The sequence below is a fragment of the Pedobacter sp. Leaf216 genome (assembly GCF_001421515.1).
Lineage (GTDB): Bacteria > Bacteroidota > Bacteroidia > Sphingobacteriales > Sphingobacteriaceae > Pedobacter.
Window position 1 is genome coordinate 349560 of the sequence record NZ_LMKM01000023.1, and the last position, 16205, is coordinate 365764.

General features: G+C 37.9%; 11 protein-coding genes and 4 tRNA genes. 5 read left to right on the forward strand and 10 right to left on the reverse strand.

Annotated elements, in window-relative coordinates; translation table 11 throughout:
- Positions 1-260: 260 nt before the first annotated feature.
- A complete protein-coding gene (nth, locus tag ASE74_RS16820; protein WP_055911430.1) occupies positions 261-926 on the forward strand; it encodes an endonuclease III in 666 nt (221 codons plus the stop codon).
- Between the two features lie 135 nt (positions 927-1061).
- Positions 1062-2075: a recombinase RecA gene (gene recA / locus ASE74_RS16825; protein ID WP_055912009.1), complete on the forward strand. Its 1014-nt coding sequence runs from the start codon at positions 1062-1064 to the stop codon at positions 2073-2075.
- A gap of 222 nt (positions 2076-2297) precedes the next feature.
- Here recA and ASE74_RS24915 read toward each other — a convergent pair whose 3' ends face one another.
- Both ASE74_RS24915 and tsaD read right to left on the reverse strand, forming a co-directional pair.
- Entirely contained in the window at positions 2298-2495 is a 198-nt protein-coding gene (locus ASE74_RS24915) for a hypothetical protein (protein WP_055911432.1), read from the reverse strand.
- A 131-nt stretch (positions 2496-2626) separates the two neighbouring features.
- The gene (gene tsaD, locus ASE74_RS16835) at positions 2627-3628 is read right to left on the reverse strand and encodes a tRNA (adenosine(37)-N6)-threonylcarbamoyltransferase complex transferase subunit TsaD (protein WP_055911434.1); all 1002 of its coding nucleotides are present in this window, start codon (positions 3626-3628) and stop codon (positions 2627-2629) included.
- A gap of 263 nt (positions 3629-3891) precedes the next feature.
- Here tsaD and ASE74_RS16840 point away from each other — a divergent pair, with 263 nt between their 5' ends.
- Positions 3892-8136: a translocation/assembly module TamB domain-containing protein gene (locus ASE74_RS16840; RefSeq protein ID WP_235526138.1), complete on the forward strand. Its 4245-nt coding sequence runs from the start codon at positions 3892-3894 to the stop codon at positions 8134-8136.
- 1137 nt (positions 8137-9273) lie between these two features.
- Here the strand turns inward: ASE74_RS16840 and ASE74_RS16845 are convergent.
- The 3 genes from ASE74_RS16845 to ASE74_RS16855 form a co-directional block, all read right to left on the reverse strand.
- The gene (locus ASE74_RS16845; RefSeq protein ID WP_055912011.1) at positions 9274-10485 is read right to left on the reverse strand and encodes a bifunctional 3,4-dihydroxy-2-butanone-4-phosphate synthase/GTP cyclohydrolase II; all 1212 of its coding nucleotides are present in this window, start codon (positions 10483-10485) and stop codon (positions 9274-9276) included.
- 141 nt (positions 10486-10626) lie between these two features.
- On the reverse strand, positions 10627-12051 hold the full coding sequence (locus tag ASE74_RS16850) for an LptF/LptG family permease (RefSeq protein WP_055911438.1): 1425 nt from the start codon (positions 12049-12051) through the stop codon (positions 10627-10629).
- Positions 12052-12081: 30 nt separating this feature from the next.
- Complete coding sequence (locus tag ASE74_RS16855) at positions 12082-12462, reverse strand: START-like domain-containing protein (RefSeq protein WP_055911440.1); 381 nt, start codon at positions 12460-12462, stop codon at positions 12082-12084.
- Between the two features lie 804 nt (positions 12463-13266).
- Between ASE74_RS16855 and ASE74_RS16865 the strand changes: the two genes are divergently transcribed.
- Together ASE74_RS16865 and ASE74_RS16870 are read left to right on the forward strand one after the other, a co-directional pair.
- Positions 13267-13908 (forward strand): hypothetical protein, encoded by a 642-nt coding sequence (locus tag ASE74_RS16865; RefSeq protein WP_157255460.1) that lies wholly within the window; start codon positions 13267-13269, stop codon positions 13906-13908.
- Positions 13909-14140: 232 nt separating this feature from the next.
- Positions 14141-14217, forward strand: a tRNA-Met gene (locus ASE74_RS16870).
- Between the two features lie 178 nt (positions 14218-14395).
- On the opposite strand, the gene ASE74_RS16875 is transcribed toward ASE74_RS16870, so the two are convergent.
- The 5 genes from ASE74_RS16875 to ASE74_RS16895 form a co-directional block, all read right to left on the reverse strand.
- The gene (locus ASE74_RS16875; RefSeq protein WP_055911446.1) at positions 14396-14863 is read right to left on the reverse strand and encodes a transposase; all 468 of its coding nucleotides are present in this window, start codon (positions 14861-14863) and stop codon (positions 14396-14398) included.
- Positions 14832-15215, reverse strand: a complete 384-nt coding sequence (locus tag ASE74_RS16880) for a transposase (RefSeq protein ID WP_235526139.1) — start codon at positions 15213-15215, stop codon at positions 14832-14834. The genes ASE74_RS16875 and ASE74_RS16880 overlap by 32 nt, the downstream gene beginning before the upstream one ends.
- A 528-nt stretch (positions 15216-15743) precedes the next feature.
- A tRNA-Pro gene (locus tag ASE74_RS16885) sits at positions 15744-15817 on the reverse strand.
- Positions 15818-15870: 53 nt separating this feature from the next.
- A tRNA-Pro gene (locus ASE74_RS16890) sits at positions 15871-15944 on the reverse strand.
- A gap of 96 nt (positions 15945-16040) precedes the next feature.
- Positions 16041-16127: transfer RNA gene (locus tag ASE74_RS16895), tRNA-Ser, on the reverse strand.
- Between the last annotated feature and the right edge of the window lie 78 nt (positions 16128-16205).

Here is a 16205-nt window from a genome sequence, read left to right on the forward strand (position 1 = left end):
AGCAGCCTTATTCTTTTTTGATAAATACTTTAAAGACAATACAGCAATATCTTTTTTCGGTTTGCAAAACAGTTTAGACGATTAACTAATAGACGATTGGCCAACAAACTATTTAGCTATTGACCAAAGAACTATTGGACTATCGACTAATAAACTATTGGACTATTGACAAATGAACTATCGACTAACAAACCTTCGACTAAGGAACTATTGACCACCGAACAAGTGAACCAATAACAATTTATCTCTTATCTTTGGCCATGCTTAAAAAAGAACGTTACAAACTTTTTGTAGAACACTTTTCGGCCAAGCAGCCTGATGCAGAAACCGAATTACATTATAATAATCCTTATCAGCTTTTAGTGGCGGTAATCCTTTCTGCACAGTGTACCGATAAAAGGGTAAATATGGTTACTCCAGCCCTCTTTCAACGTTTCCCGAATGCCAGAGCATTGGCAGAAGCCACACCCGATATTGTTTTTGATTATATCAGAAGCATTAGTTATCCTAACAATAAGGCCAAACACCTGGTGGGCATGGCTAATATTTTGCTTCACGAATTTAATGATGTAGTGCCTTCTGGTATTGATGATTTACAGAAAATGCCTGGTGTTGGCCGTAAAACTGCAAATGTTATCGCCTCGGTAATTTACAATGCGCCTGCCATGGCGGTTGATACGCATGTTTTCCGTGTGGCCAACCGTTTAGGGTTAACCAATGGTAAAACCCCGCTTGCTGTAGAAAAAGATCTGGTAAAACATTTGCCAGAGCATGATATCCATATTGCACACCACTGGCTTATTCTGCATGGCCGTTATGTTTGTGTAGCCCGAAGCCCAAAATGTGATGTTTGCGAGATTACCTACATGTGCAGGTACTTCGAACGCTTAACTGCTCAAAACGAAAGAGATAAATTAAGGGCTTAAAAAAATATTTTGAATTTACTATTGACATTAGCCAAAAAACATTTACCTTAGCTAAATATATTAGTATTATAAATATCAACATTTAATCATATTAGCCGAGAATCGATTATATTTACGCAATCAATGAAAAAAGAAATGAGCACTGCAAATCCAGATAAATTAAAAGCCCTACAGCTTACTTTAGATAAACTAGAGAAATCATACGGCAAAGGTACCATCATGAAACTTGGCGATACTGCCATTGAGCCGATAGATTTTATTTCTACAGGATCAATTAGCTTGGATATTGCTTTAGGTATTGGAGGTATTCCAAAAGGTCGTGTAATCGAAATTTATGGCCCGGAATCTTCTGGTAAAACAACTTTAGCTACACACATTATTGCTGAAGCACAGAAAAAAGGTGGCATTGCAGCATTTATTGATGCGGAGCATGCTTTTGACCAGTTTTATGCAAAGAAACTAGGTGTAGATACCGACAACCTATTAATCTCTCAACCAGATAACGGTGAGCAGGCCTTAGAAATTGCTGATAACCTGATCCGCTCAGGTGCAATTGATGTAATCGTTATTGACTCTGTTGCGGCCTTGGTTCCTAAAAGTGAAATTGAAGGAGAAATGGGTGATAGTAAAATGGGTTTACATGCCCGTTTAATGAGCCAGGCCTTACGTAAATTAACAGGTACAATTTCTAAAACCGGATGTTGCTGTATCTTCATTAACCAGTTGCGTGATAAAATTGGCGTAATGTTTGGTAACCCTGAAACAACAACGGGTGGTAATGCTTTGAAATTTTATGCGTCTGTACGTTTAGATATCCGTCGTATTTCTCAGATCAAAGATTCTGACGAAGTTTCAGGTAACCGTGTTAAAGTAAAAATTGTTAAAAATAAAGTGGCTCCGCCTTTCCGTATTGCAGAATTTGATGTAATGTTTGGAGAAGGTATCTCTAAAAACGGAGAGATCGTTGATTTAGGTGTTGATTTTGGTATTATCAAAAAAGCCGGATCATGGTATTCTTATGGAGATACCAAACTTGGTCAAGGTAGAGATGCTGTGAAACAATTGTTAAGCGATAATCCTGAACTTGCCGAAGAACTGGAAGTTAAAATTAAAGCTGAAGTAACTGGTGATAAATTAGCTGAAAAATAAATCAGCCTTTATTAGTTAAAGATAACAAACCGCCCTGCTAAAGATTATTTAGCAGGGCGGTTTGTTTTATAATATATTTGGAAATACCACTCAATTAATTCTTACTGAATGAGGCATCAAAATCTTTTTATAGCTATATAATTAGCAAAATTGCCGCGATAAAGAAACGCTAAAATTTAAACAGAACAGTTTGCGTTATTATACATAAGGAGAACCCTCTACCTAATTTTGACTGAATACGGCACTGAAATCTTTTGTTACGTAGACAATTACTAAAAGGGCCGCAATAACCAAAGCACCCAAAATAATTACGCCCCAACTTCCCTTTAGTTTATTCTTATCCTTTCTAATCAGCCAGTATAAAACTCCGATTAACGGTATCGCACAAACAATCCAAAATATCAACGATGCACCAGTCATATATATAAATTCAATTTAATCACTTCTTTTTGCCAGTTTTCAGTTGGCGGCTTACAGTTCAAAGTTACCTATGTTTATCACGGCCCCACGGAAGATGTAACGCATTTAATAAGTTACACCATAAAATTCCTCTAAAATTCCATCCTTGCAAGTGGTGAAATATCCTGACCAACAAAATCCTGCTTCAAATATTTTTGATAACCTGCAATGGCAATCATTCCAGCATTATCAGTACAATATTGAAAAGCTGGAATATAAATGTTCCAATCAAGTTCTTCTGCAGTTTGGTGTAAGCCATTTCTCAAACCCGAGTTTGCTGAAACTCCCCCTGCAATCGCAACTTCTTTAATATTATATTGTACTGCAGCTTTTTTTAACTTATTCAGTAATATTTGCACAATACTATGTTGAACTGACGCGCAAATATCATCTAAATTTTCTGCAATAAAATTAGGGTTATCTTTTTCCTGCTTCCGGATAAAATAAAGGATTGAGGTTTTAAAACCACTAAAGCTGAAATTCAGATCCGCAATCTGCGGTTCAGCAAATTTGAAAGCTAGCGGATTTCCAAGCTTCGCATGTTTATCGATTAATGGTCCGCCAGGGTAAGGTAAAGCCAAAAGTTTAGCTGTTTTATCAAAAGCTTCACCTGCAGCATCATCCAGGGTTTCGCCAACAATTTCCATGTCGAAGTAATCCTTAACCAAAACAATCTGCGTATGGCCACCAGAAACAGTAAGGCATAAAAACGGAAAGACAGGTTTTGGATCGTCAATAAAATGCGCTAAAATATGTGCATGCATATGATTGACAGAAATTAAAGGTATATTTAAGGCTAAAGCAAAAGATTTTGCGAAAGAAACACCAACCAGTAATGAACCTAAAAGGCCAGGGCCACGTGTAAAAGCAACGGCATTTATGTCCTGTTTTGTAACATTGGCATCAATCAGCGCTTGTTGTACGGCAGGTACAATGTTTTGTTGGTGTACCCTTGAAGCCAATTCAGGAATAACACCACCATAATTTTGATGAATTGTTTGGTTTGCAATAACATTGGCAGTAATTTTGCCGTTGTTACAAATAGCAACGGATGTATCATCGCAAGAAGACTCAATAGCAAGTATAACAGACAAATTATTAATATTTAAGCTGCAAAATTATTAAAAAACTATTTAAAATACTCCTTTGGGTAATCGCATCAATAATTTTGCTGCTCGCGCTTGTTATTTTTTCTCTGCAATTTAAGCCTGTTCAAACTTATTTTGCTCAGAGGGCTGCTGCATACTTATCAAAAGAGCTCAAAACTACTATATCAATCAAAAGCCTTTATATCAAACCCTTCAAATCTATCGTTCTTGAAGATTTACTGGTGCTTGATCTTCAAAAAGACACTTTATTGAGCACTCCCCAATTTATGGTCGATATTAATCAATTGTCCATTGATAAGAAGATTATTGATATCAACACCGTTCAAATTAATAACGGACAGTTTTACCTAAAGGATTTCAAAGATAAGTCTTCTAATCTCGATTTCATCATCAACTACTTCGATTCTGGTAAACCTACGGTAAAGAAAAAGAAAAGCAAACCTTTCGATGTGACTTTGCGACGCCTGATTTTGAACAAATTTGCTTTCAGATATATTAACTACAATGCAAAAGATACAACCCAGGGAAAAAGCGTAAACTTCGACAACGTTGATGTGAAACAACTGAGCGGAATTTTTGAAGGATTGGATACCAAAAACCATTTGGTTAAAACCAATATTAAAAATTTAACTTTTAAAGAGCGTAGCGGATTTTACCTGAAAAACCTTACTGCACAAACCACGATAGATAGCAATGCCATTGAGTTAAAAAATCTGTTATTGGAAACCAACCAAAGCCGTTTAACTGATTATTACCAGATGCGGTTTAAAAGTTATAAAGATTTTAACCACTACATCGATAATGTGAGGATGAAGGCAATTTTCAAGAATAGCCATATTACCTCCAGAGATATAGCTTTTTTTGCTCCTGAGCTGAATACCATGAAACTTGATCTGGATGTAGATGGCCAGATTACCGGTTTAGTGAATAACCTTAAAGCCAAGAAACTTTCTATACGAACCGGAAAAGCGACTCACATAAAAGGTGATTTCATTTTAAAGGGATTACCGAAATGGAAGGAAACCTTTATGGACCTGAACATCGAAATGGCAGGAACAAATAAAACCGATCTGGATGAGGTACTCGGAGGCATTACCAACAGCAAAAAGAAAATTGTGCCGGCAATTGTAAATAAATTCGGCAACATTAACTTTAACGGAAGCTTTACAGGTTTTCAGAACGATTTTATTGCTTATGGCGAATTTAAGACAAAACTTGGCCGCCTGGTTTCTGATCTAAACATGAAGCTTGATAAAAAGGATGTTCCTTCTTATACCGGAAGTGTAAAAAGCTACGATTTTAATGTTGGCGAGCTGATTGGCGAAAAAAGCCTCGGCCGCATCACTTCTTCTTTAAATGTAAAAGGACGCGGAACGGAACTTAAAAGTTTGACCGAGAAAATAAATGGCGATGTAACCTATATCGACTTTAACAATTACAGGTATCATAATGTAAAAATTGACGGTACGTTTGATAAAAAATATTTCGATGGTAAACTGAGTATTAACGACCGGAATGTTAAACTGGTATTTGATGGTGGCGTAAACCTAAATCCTAAACTACCTGTTTTCAACTTTAATGCAACCATTTCCAAAGCGAAATTAAAGGCCCTAAAACTCCTGAAAGACTCTTTGATGGTGGATGCAAAATTTACCACTAATTTCTCAGGAACAAACCTTGATAATATTTCGGGCAAATTGTTGATTGAAGAGATCCGGTTACAAAATCCTAAGGGTGTATATAGCGTAGATTCGGTGCAACTTATGGCCAATGGTACAGGTGCCAACCGTGTACTTGATATCCGTTCGGATATTTTAGATGCCAGCATTAAAGGTGAGTACGATTTAAACTCAATTGTTTCATACTATAAAGCCATTGCTAAAACTTACATTCCTTCGTTAAAAGCTGATATCATTAAGTACAAAAACCAGATATTTCAGTTTAACCTCATGGTGAAAAAATTCGAACCTTTGTCGCAGATTTTTGCGCCAGGTTTAGAGCTCGAAGAAGGTGCCACCTTAACAGGTGATTTCGATTCACGGAACAATACAGCCACCTTGAATGGTTTTGTGCGGAAACTAAAATACAATGGAGTTGTGGTAAACAACATTATTCTTGATGAAAACACTACTCCACAACAGCTTCAGCTGATTGTAACATCTGATCGGGTACAGATTAATGATAGTTTATTTATTAAAGACGTCAACATTTCCAATATTTTACGGAACGATAGTTTGGCCTTCAACGTTAAAATGTCTAACTCAGATGAGGCCAACCAGCTTGATTTGAACGGTTTAGTGGAGTTTACCAAAAATCAAGACACTACAGCAAGATTGAGCGTATTGCCTTCCATCTTAAAAATAAACAGTGAAGAATGGCGTATTCAAGAAAAAGTAAGAATTGTACTGAATAACGGTAAAACTGAAATCAGCAATTTTGACCTTACCAACGGAAAACAACAGTTGATTATTGATGGATTGATTTCTGAAGATCCTAAAGATTTAATCAGCGTTGGTTTTAAAGATTTCAGCCTTAAAACTCTCAATCCTTTTACCAAGGGTTTTGGCGTGAAACTGGGTGGAAACCTGAACGGCACAACCGATTTGTACGGTGTTTTAAAAGCACCAAGGTTAACTGATGATCTAAAAATCGATTCACTAAACTTTAACGACATCTATATCGGCACTTTAACAGATACATCATCGTACAACAATGAAAGTAACAAAGTAAATGTATTTACACGCGTGGTGGCAGATGGTTCGGAAACTTTTAAACTAACGGGAAATCTTGATTTAAAAGAGAAAGAGATTGACCTTGGAGTAAAGATGGACGAGAGTAAACTCACCATTTTAGAGCCATTTGTAAAAGAGCTGGTATCAAACCTTAAAGGAAACATATCTGCTGATTTAACCGTAAAAGGAAAACTGAGTAAACCCGAAATAAATGGAAGTTTATCCTTGGATAAAGGCCAGCTCATGGTAAATTACCTTAAAACCACTTATGTAATTACCGATAAAGTGGAGGTAAATAACAGCGTAATTAAGCTGGAAGACTTTACGATAAAGGATTTGGAGGGCCACGAGGGTACAGTTAAGGATGGTACGGTAGATTTGAACGACATTAATTACCCAACCCTAAATGTGAAGCTTGAAGCCAATAATTTAATGGCACTGAATACAACGGCAAAAGACAATTCTGTATATTACGGTCGCGCTTATGGAACCGGGGTGTTTAGCTTTACCGGACCAACCAATAAGATGAAGATCGATATTAAAGCCAAAACTGAAAAAGGCACGGTTTTCAATTTACCTTTAAACAGTTCTGAAACCATATCTGATAAAGACTTCATTAATTTCGTTTCCAGGGATTCGACTACGCTGGTGAAGAAGAAAACCAATTTTGATGGTTTAACCCTTACCTTTAAACTTACGATAGATCAGAATACTACTGCCAATATTTTTACCACGCTGGGCAACCTGAGTGGCAAGGGTAATGCAGATTTAAACCTGAACATCAATAGTTTTGGTGATTTTGAAATGTCAGGAGATTACATTATTGAAACCGGAAGTTTTGATTTTACCGCGCAGGAAGTAATCAATAAAAAATTCGAAATCAGGCAAGGTGGAACCATTCGCTGGACGGGAAATCCGACTGCTGCACAAATCAACTTAAAAGCTGTATATGCGCTGAGAGCAAGTTTGAACGACCTTTACAAAGCTGCCAATCGTGATGCGAGTAGCAATGCCAACCAAAGGGTAAACACGGAAGTGGAAATGGGTTTAACAGGCTTGTTGTTAAAACCAGATATTAAACTGGATATTAATTTCCCGGCACAACCTTCAATTAAAGAAGAATTGCAAACCTATTTCAGCGATCAGAATAACCTGAACTTACAGGCTTTCAGTTTAATTATCAGAAGAAGTTTTGCACCTGGCAACGGTGGTGAATCGATTGGAAATCAGTTGAGTTCTACCGCCACAAGTACGGCAACCGAGTTGGTATTTAACCAGTTTAACAATGTACTTTCTTCGTTAAATTTAAACTTTGTGGATCTGAATGTACGATCACTAAGCGAGGCGAATGCATCATTTAAATTCTTTAATAACCGCCTAATCATTAATGCAGGTATCGTAGATAGGAATAGTTTAAATGATTTCACCATTATTAGCTTTAACAATAACAATGTTGGCAGCGAAGTGGAAGCCCTCTATTTATTGAAAAAAGATGGAAGTTTAACCGTTAAAGCGGCCAATAAGCCACCTACACAACAAAGTATTTTCTTAAACAGCGGGATAAGCGCAACGGCAAATGTAACTTCATTTGGATTGGTGTACACCCAGCAGTTTGATACATTTAAAGAGTTTATTCAGAAAATTTCTGGTGCTTACCGAAGGAATTTAAAACGTACGCAAGGTGAGAAACCTGTTAAAACCAACAAATCGATTAACAAGGATGCGATAATTAACCAATCAAAAGGTAAGCAGCGGAGGTAATGAGAGTAAATTGTTGGTAGTGATTTGGTGATTAGCGATCCATTGCAAAGAAGATCCTGAAACAAGTTGAGGAGGACGTAAGTGTGGGGATTGATCGCTTTGTATTCATTTGAAAGCAATTCTCCTTAATTATGTTATGCTGAGTTAAATAGTTCTCGTTTGTAACGAGGATTTTTGAGGTACGCATTTGCAATGCATAAATAATTGTTCAAGAGCGATAAAAGATTGCTTCGTCGGCTGAAAAAGCCTTCTCGCAATGACGATAACCTGAGGAAATTAATCTTTTAATATAAAAGCGATCCCCATTGCAAAGAAGATCCTGAAACAAGTTCAGGAGGACGTAAGTGTGGGGATTGATCGCTTAGTATTCATTTGAAAGAAATTCTCCTTAATTATGTCATGTTGAGTTAAATAGTCCTCGTTTGTAACGAGGATTTTTGAGGTACGCATTTGCAATGCGAAAATAATTCTTTTAAAAGCGATAAAAGATCGCTTCGTCGGCTGAAAAAGCCTTCTCAGCAATGACGATAACCTGAAGAGATTAATCTTTTWATATAAAATCGCTTTACTYGYACATCCTCRTTACAAACGAGGACGATGTAGATTAGCGATYCCCATTGCRAAGAAGATCCTGAAACAAGTTCAGGAGGACGTAAGTGTGGGGATTGATCGCTTAGCATTCATTTGAAAGCAATTCTCCTTAATTATGTTATGTTGAGTTAAATAGTCCTCGTTTATAACGAGGATTTTTGAGTTACGCATTTGCAATGCGAAAATAATTCCTTTAAGAGCGATGAATGATTGCTTCGTCGGCTGAAAAAGCCTTTTCGCAATGACGATAACCTGAAGAGATTAATCTTTTTATATAAAATCGCTTTACTCGTAAATCCTCGTTACAAACGAGGACGATGCAGTATGATCATCTGTGAATTCTCCGTGCGTTCTGTGTTTCCGTGGCAAAAACTGATCTCTGTGTAAATCTGTGGTTAAAGCCCTTCGACGACACTACCATTGACAGGCGACCGATGGATCAAAAAAAAACCAACAATCAAACACGTGTTCAACTGTTGGTTTTATATATGGTTTCAATTTACGTAATCTAAACTGTAAACTTCAAGCTGTAAATTTCAAACTGAATTACCCTTTCATAATCGAATGGCCCATTTTATCTCTTTTGGTAGTTAAATAACGTTCGTTATGCACATTACTGGCAATTTCGATCGGAATATTTTCTACTACTTCTAAACCATAACCAATTAAACCAGCTCTTTTGGTTGGGTTGTTGCTCATTAAGCGCATTTTGGTAACACCTTCTGACCTCAGAATTTGTGCTCCTACACCATAATCGCGTTCATCACCCTTAAAGCCAAGTTTAATATTGGCTTCAACGGTATCAAAACCAGCATCCTGTAGGTTGTATGAACGAAGTTTATTAATCAGTCCGATACCTCTACCTTCCTGGTTCATGTACACTACAATTCCTTTACCCTCTTTCTCAATCATCTCCAAAGCTTTGTGCAACTGTGGTCCGCAATCGCAGCGACAAGAGCCAAAAATATCACCTGTTACACATGAGCTGTGCACACGCGCTAAAATAGGCTCATCGGCAGTCCAGGTACCTTTAGAAATGGCCAGGTGAGTGGCATTATTATCCAATTGGGTGTAAGCCGTCATTTTAAAATCACCCCAAGCTGTGGGTAAATCGATGGTTACCTCCTGTTTAATCAAGCTATCCATAGTTAAACGGTAAGCGATTAAATCTTCAATTGAAATAATTTTTAACTGGTGCTGTTCTGCAATTTTAAAAAGATCCGGAAGCCTGGCCATTTCACCATCTTCTTTTAAAATCTCTACCAATAAACCTGCTGGTTTCATTCCGGCTAAACGCGCTAAATCTACACCAGCTTCCGTATGGCCAGCACGGCGGATTACACCACCATCTTTGGCAATTAATGGAAAAATATGTCCGGGTCTGCCCAACTCTTCAGGGTTGGTTTTAGGATCAACCAAGGCTAACATCGTTTTTGAGCGGTCGCTTGCCGAAATCCCTGTGGTACAACCATGACCAACAAGATCTACCGAAACGGTAAAATTGGTTTCGTAAGCAGCTGTGTTTTTACCCACCATAAGGCTAAGGTTAAGCTCCTTGCAACGTTCTTCTGTTAGGGGTGCGCAGATTAAACCGCGACCATAAGTTGCCATAAAATTGATGATCTCCGGAGTTGCGTTTTCTGCAGCCGTTAAAAAATCACCTTCATTCTCTCTATTCTCGTCATCTACAACAATAATTACTTTACCAGCTTTTATATCTGCGATAGCTTCTTCTATTGTGTTTAATTTTGTTTGCATTTTATTTAGCATTATGGGGCATACTGTGCTTAGGGGGCATTAAATGTAATTTATGCAGCAACAATAAGCCCGTACAAATGTACAACCTTATTAAGCATTATTTAATTTAATATATCATCTGTAAGTAAAGGAAAACAGGGGCTATTTTGCCTTCTTTTTAAACACTTTAACGATAAGCTGCTTGTAGTAGTTTACATCAAAAAGGGCAGAATCTACAGTGGCTTTATAGGTTAAAAAGGCAGCTAAAGGCGACAGTACAATTACGGCAATCCACATTCCGAATATTGGGTTCAGATTTCCTTCTCGTGCAGATTTTTCGGCTACGGTAGTGATAATATGGTACACCAGGAAGAAACAGATGGCCACTACAACGGGTAAGCCCATCCCTCCTTTTCGGATGATGGCACCCAATGGCGCACCGATAAAAAACAACAGGATACAAGATGCTGCAAGGGTAAATTTACGTTGGTATTCTACTGTAGCAAAAATAATTTCGCCTGTTAAATCGGTTTGGCGTGGGGCCCAGTTGGGTACATGTTGCATTACGTTTGCCACCACATTGGTTGCATTATCGAGGGCCAGTTTGCGCGATCCGTTCGGAATGCTTTTCAGAATCACATCATCAATTACTTTTGGAACGGCTTTTACTTTGGTGTATCCCTTAGTGGTATTAAACTGTTTAAAGTTACTGGTAAGGTTGGCAATGGTTCTTAATTGAAGAGTATCGAGTTGTTTGGTGAGTGAATCGCGTTTTCTGGCAATCCCTTTAAGGTTGAGCATCGGCGTACTGTTTCCAAAAGCATTCGGATCTGTGGTGCTCGGATCAAATGAAGACATATCGAAACGTGGCGAGGTTTCCTTGAACCGGTTCCGCGTAAAGATCTGTCTTGGATTGTACATGCCATTTTTAGATGCCTGCTCTTCATACTGCACGCCGTTTTTTAGGTTCAGCACCAGGAATTTACCATCGGTAGTTTTATTCATCTTACCTTCTTTCGCCAAAATAACTTTTGGAATCCCGCTATTTTCACGGTGATCGTAAATCATGATGTTATGCAAAGTGCCATCTTCTTCTTTAGAATCGACACGGATGGCGTAACCTGGAATAGCGTTATTAAATACTCCTGGTTTAATTAGGAATGACAATTTTTTATTCCGCACATCGTATAAAAGCGAGCCGAATTTTAAGTTGGCTTTGGGCAGCATGTAATTGGCAAAAAAGAACGACGCTATGGTTAGCATCAAAATCACTACAAAGAGCGGGCGCATGGCTTTTTGAAGGGAAATACCTGCTGATTTGATGGCTACAAGTTCGTAATTTTCGCCAAGGGTACCGAAAGTCATGATAGAGGAAAGCAGCACCGAAAGTGGCAGTGCCATGGATACGTTGGCGGCTGAGGCATAATACATCAGCTCCAGAATGGTGTACCATTCGAAACCTTTTCCTATGAGATCATCAATCCATTTAAAGAGAAAGAACATTAACAGGATAAACATCATCACAAAAAATGTTGCGATGAATGGTTTCACAAATGCCTTTATTAAAAGAAGATGTATTTTTTTCACCTTACAAAGGTAAACAATGCGAAGGTAATTTTATGCACCCAAAACACTAATCAGATAATCGATCTGGTTATCCCAGATTAACTTTTTTTCTGCAAGAAGCTCGTCGGTGGTAAAATCGGTAATGGAAAGGGCTACATCGTTGGTTAGTTCGTCCTGTACAATTTCCATCTCAAAATAACATTGAGGTTCATCATCCAGCCATTTAAATTTGACTAGCTTATTCTCCTTAATAGAAACCAGCTTAGCTTTTAACTGCTCATCATCCCAGGTAAAGGTATATACCTGATCGCGGAAATTTACATCATCGGCAAACCACTGAGATAAGCCGTTTGGCTCACTTATAAAACTGTACAATATTCTTGGTGACGATCTAACTTCGTACTCGAGTGTAAATTTTTTCTTTTCTGCCATGTTAGTACACTACCAGAATAATTTCCGGACTATTATTTAATATTATTTTTCTAAAGAAAGGTAATTTATTCTATATCTGCAACACTTATCATTAACACCCGCATTTTTTGTATCATGGCTCATACAATAGACTCATTTATCGGGTTTTATTTAGGGGGGGATGGTGAATTGATGAACTGTAGAAACCGGTTAATTGTTGGAGATGCTTGAATCGACGCAGGACTCACTAACATGCTCCCTTTTCGTTGTCATCCTATAGTTATCGGATCATCGTACACTTTACATCTCCCATCTTTAATCACAAAGAGAAGGCGCAAAGCACACAGAGCTGGAACTATTTCATTGTCCATTTTCCACCTTTAACAACAGAGATCACAAAGAGAAGGCGCAAAGCACACAGAGTTGGTTTAATTAGTTCAATATTCATTCGTCATGCGCAACTGCAAACTGCCAATTGCAAACTGTCCTGTTTGGACAATTTTCTACCCTTTCTTTGGTACCAGCTTAGCCCCATGTTAACCGTTGGCTTTACCTATCCTCTACCTTTTGCTTACTATTGGTTAACTTTTGCTTACCTAAAGAGTAAAGAAAAGGTGAATAAAGGGTACAGCAGAAGTAAGCCTGGAGATATGTTGATAACCATAACAAATAATAACCCTTTGAAAATAAAGCCAAGCCAATTTAACATATTAATAATACACCACTATCTAATTAAATTTGGTTTTATAATCCGATTGGGCTACCTTCGTTTAATCATTATTACGGAGAAAGTATAATTATAACATTTAAAACCATCTATATCGAATGATGATAAAACCAATTCTTTTTAAAAACAGCACCATTTTTTTTCTATTTGTTTCGTGCCTCTTTTTAGCCCAATCTTGCCGTAAGAATAACGACATACCTAATTTACCTGAAAAGACTGACGGCGGAACCAAAAAAGTAACAGCATCATACACTTTTTTACGTAAAGAAGTTATAGATTTTAAGGCCTACAGGGGTTCTGACCAGGGAGGTATTGAAGTTTCAAATCAGGAGAAACCTGAATCCTTTTGGAATTCCACAAAATTAGCCGATTACTTTTATAATACATTAACCGTTACAAAAGACAGCATTTCCGAAACACCATTTGAATATCAGATTAATAATTTCAAATATGAGTTAAGGAAAGATAGCGTTTACCGATGGAACCGATATGCCGATTTCTGGGAATTTTATGGCATAAAAAAAAGCGACACGATAGAACACTATGTGTGCTTTTACAGTTTCCAAAAACATACTCCGCCATCCATGGTTGGAGAAAACGGACACAACTCTGGTGAAGTAAAATACTTCCGATATTTTAATAACAATCAATATCTCTTTAAAAGCCCCGCAGAGATGAAAAACAGGAATGACGAGATTGCCTGGTATAATATCAAATACATATTCGTTAAAACCAAATAACATTCAGAATTCAGCAAACATTATAGCTGATTTACAATGGCGTACATTGTTTAAGAAGATAACAGAGATTTAAGAGCTTTTATGAGTAGCCCAAACAAATAAAAGCACTGATATAAAAGCTATTAAAGGATATTTCACATTTAATTTCACTGAAAAGAAATTAAGTCTTATATTTGCAGCTCCAAAAAATAACCATATAAATATTTGTCTTGCATCACAAATATTTTGACCCGGCGGGGTAGCTCAGATGGTTAGAGCGCAGGATTCATAACCCTGAGGTCGGCAGTTCGATCCTGCTCCCCGCTACCATAGTGGGCAAATCAAATTTTTGTTTGGTTTGCCCCTTTTTTTTGCCCTCAAAAACGGCCTTTAAAGTACCTAGAACGGGATCAAGCGGAAAAGTTGGGGGGGAGTTAAACTCTAGGCATATATTTTCGATAATCTGAATAAGAAAAACTTAATATCCCTTACACCTCTCGATGTTGCTCTAAAGGCTTTGATCTTGCGATTGAATTGATCTGGCAACAGTCCTAAAGGAATCAATTCCGCATGCTTCGACCTCATTATACCAGATTGCCAATCTTTTAAAGGCCTGTTCCTTACTTTTGCACAATCTGAATATATCTCCCAATTTTTGGGCAATATTATATGCATTCTTTAATTTGGGATACCTTWYGAAAAGTAGCTCTGCTCTAAGTTCTTGATTCCGTGTCCATTTTGAGGGATGTTTAAACAAAAGATACCTGCTCCGCGCCAGCAATTGCTTTAAAGTATCTCCATTMGCYAACACTTCTGGATGGTAAGCAGTTTTGTTCTTTTTTGCCGTTGYGATGTCCTCATTTTCTGCATCGATAGCCTCCCAACGATACTTTATCCTAACTTCCTGAACTGCATCATAAGCCAATTTCTGAACATGGAAACGATCAATTACCCGATGCATCCTCATTTTCTGCATCGATAGCCTCCCAACGATACTTTATCCTAACTTCCTGAACTGCATCATAAGCCAATTTCTGAACATGGAAACGATCAATTACCCGATGCGCGTTTACAAAACATCGTTTTATGGCCAATTGCATGTTGGCAGCCATATCCATGGTTACTTCCCGCACCCGTTTTCTCAGTCTTTCCGGAATCTTTTTCAGTAYAGATATAATGTTTTCKGCCACCGTACCCTTGATCATCGCTACAATAGCACYCTTTCTACCTTTGGCTTCCTTATTGGTTACAATAGTATAAAGCTCTCCATTGGATAAAGCTGTTTCATCAATACTGAGCCTGGGGCTCACATTCTTTACAAAAAGCATCCAATCATYCGCATGCCCTYTCTGATCCCAACYACTATAATCACTGATGTGCTCTTTATATTGCTCCTRRAGTTGTTTGCCGTCTATTTGGAAATAATGCCCTAAATGATAGCAGCTAATGGGGTGGTTATCCAAATATTCCTTTTAAAAAAAGACCGAATTCCGTAGTCATCCGAGTCCCTTTTMTTACTAAATCCCAATCTCTACYAATGATATCCCCAGTCTTTTTTACCGTCCATCTACGTCTCTTGATACGTAAGGCAACTTTTTGCCCACGAATAGGAAAATCCTGAATGGAAACTTCTGGAAGAAAGCCCTTTGATTCGAGCTCAGTTATCCCGTAGGGTTTGTTCGGCTGGATTCAAGGGAATTTGTAATTACTATTAACTACAAAAGAAACAAATTATTCGATTACCCCCAACTTTTCCGCTTGATCCTTGATCCATTCAACTTAGCAATTCCACCTTAAACAAGAAACCCCTTGAATGATTAATTCAAGGGATTTATAGGATTTAAATCCTTTTTTTGTCGGGATGGCAGGATTCGAACCTACGACCTCCTGCTCCCAAAGCAGGCGCGATACCGGGCTACGCTACATCCCGAACTTGGTATCGATCTYTTTTTTATCCTGTTTTAAAAGTGGATAAACTTTTTGTCGGGATGGCAGGATTCGAACCTACGACCTCCTGCTCCCAAAGCAGGCGCGATACCGGGCTACGCTACATCCCGAACTTGGTATCTTCTTTTCCCCTCTTTCGGAGGGATTGCAAATTGACGGTTTTAAATTGATAATACCACTTTTATTTGCAATTATTTTTGTTTCTGCGGAGAGGGCGGGATTCGAACCCGCGGTACCGTTACCAGTACGACAGTTTAGCAAACTGTTCCTTTCGGCCACTCAGGCACCTCTCCTTTCACCTTCAAAATTTTGTCCTACCGACCTTGTTTTGAGGTCTGCAAATATAGTAAAACAAGTTATCCAACAAAAAA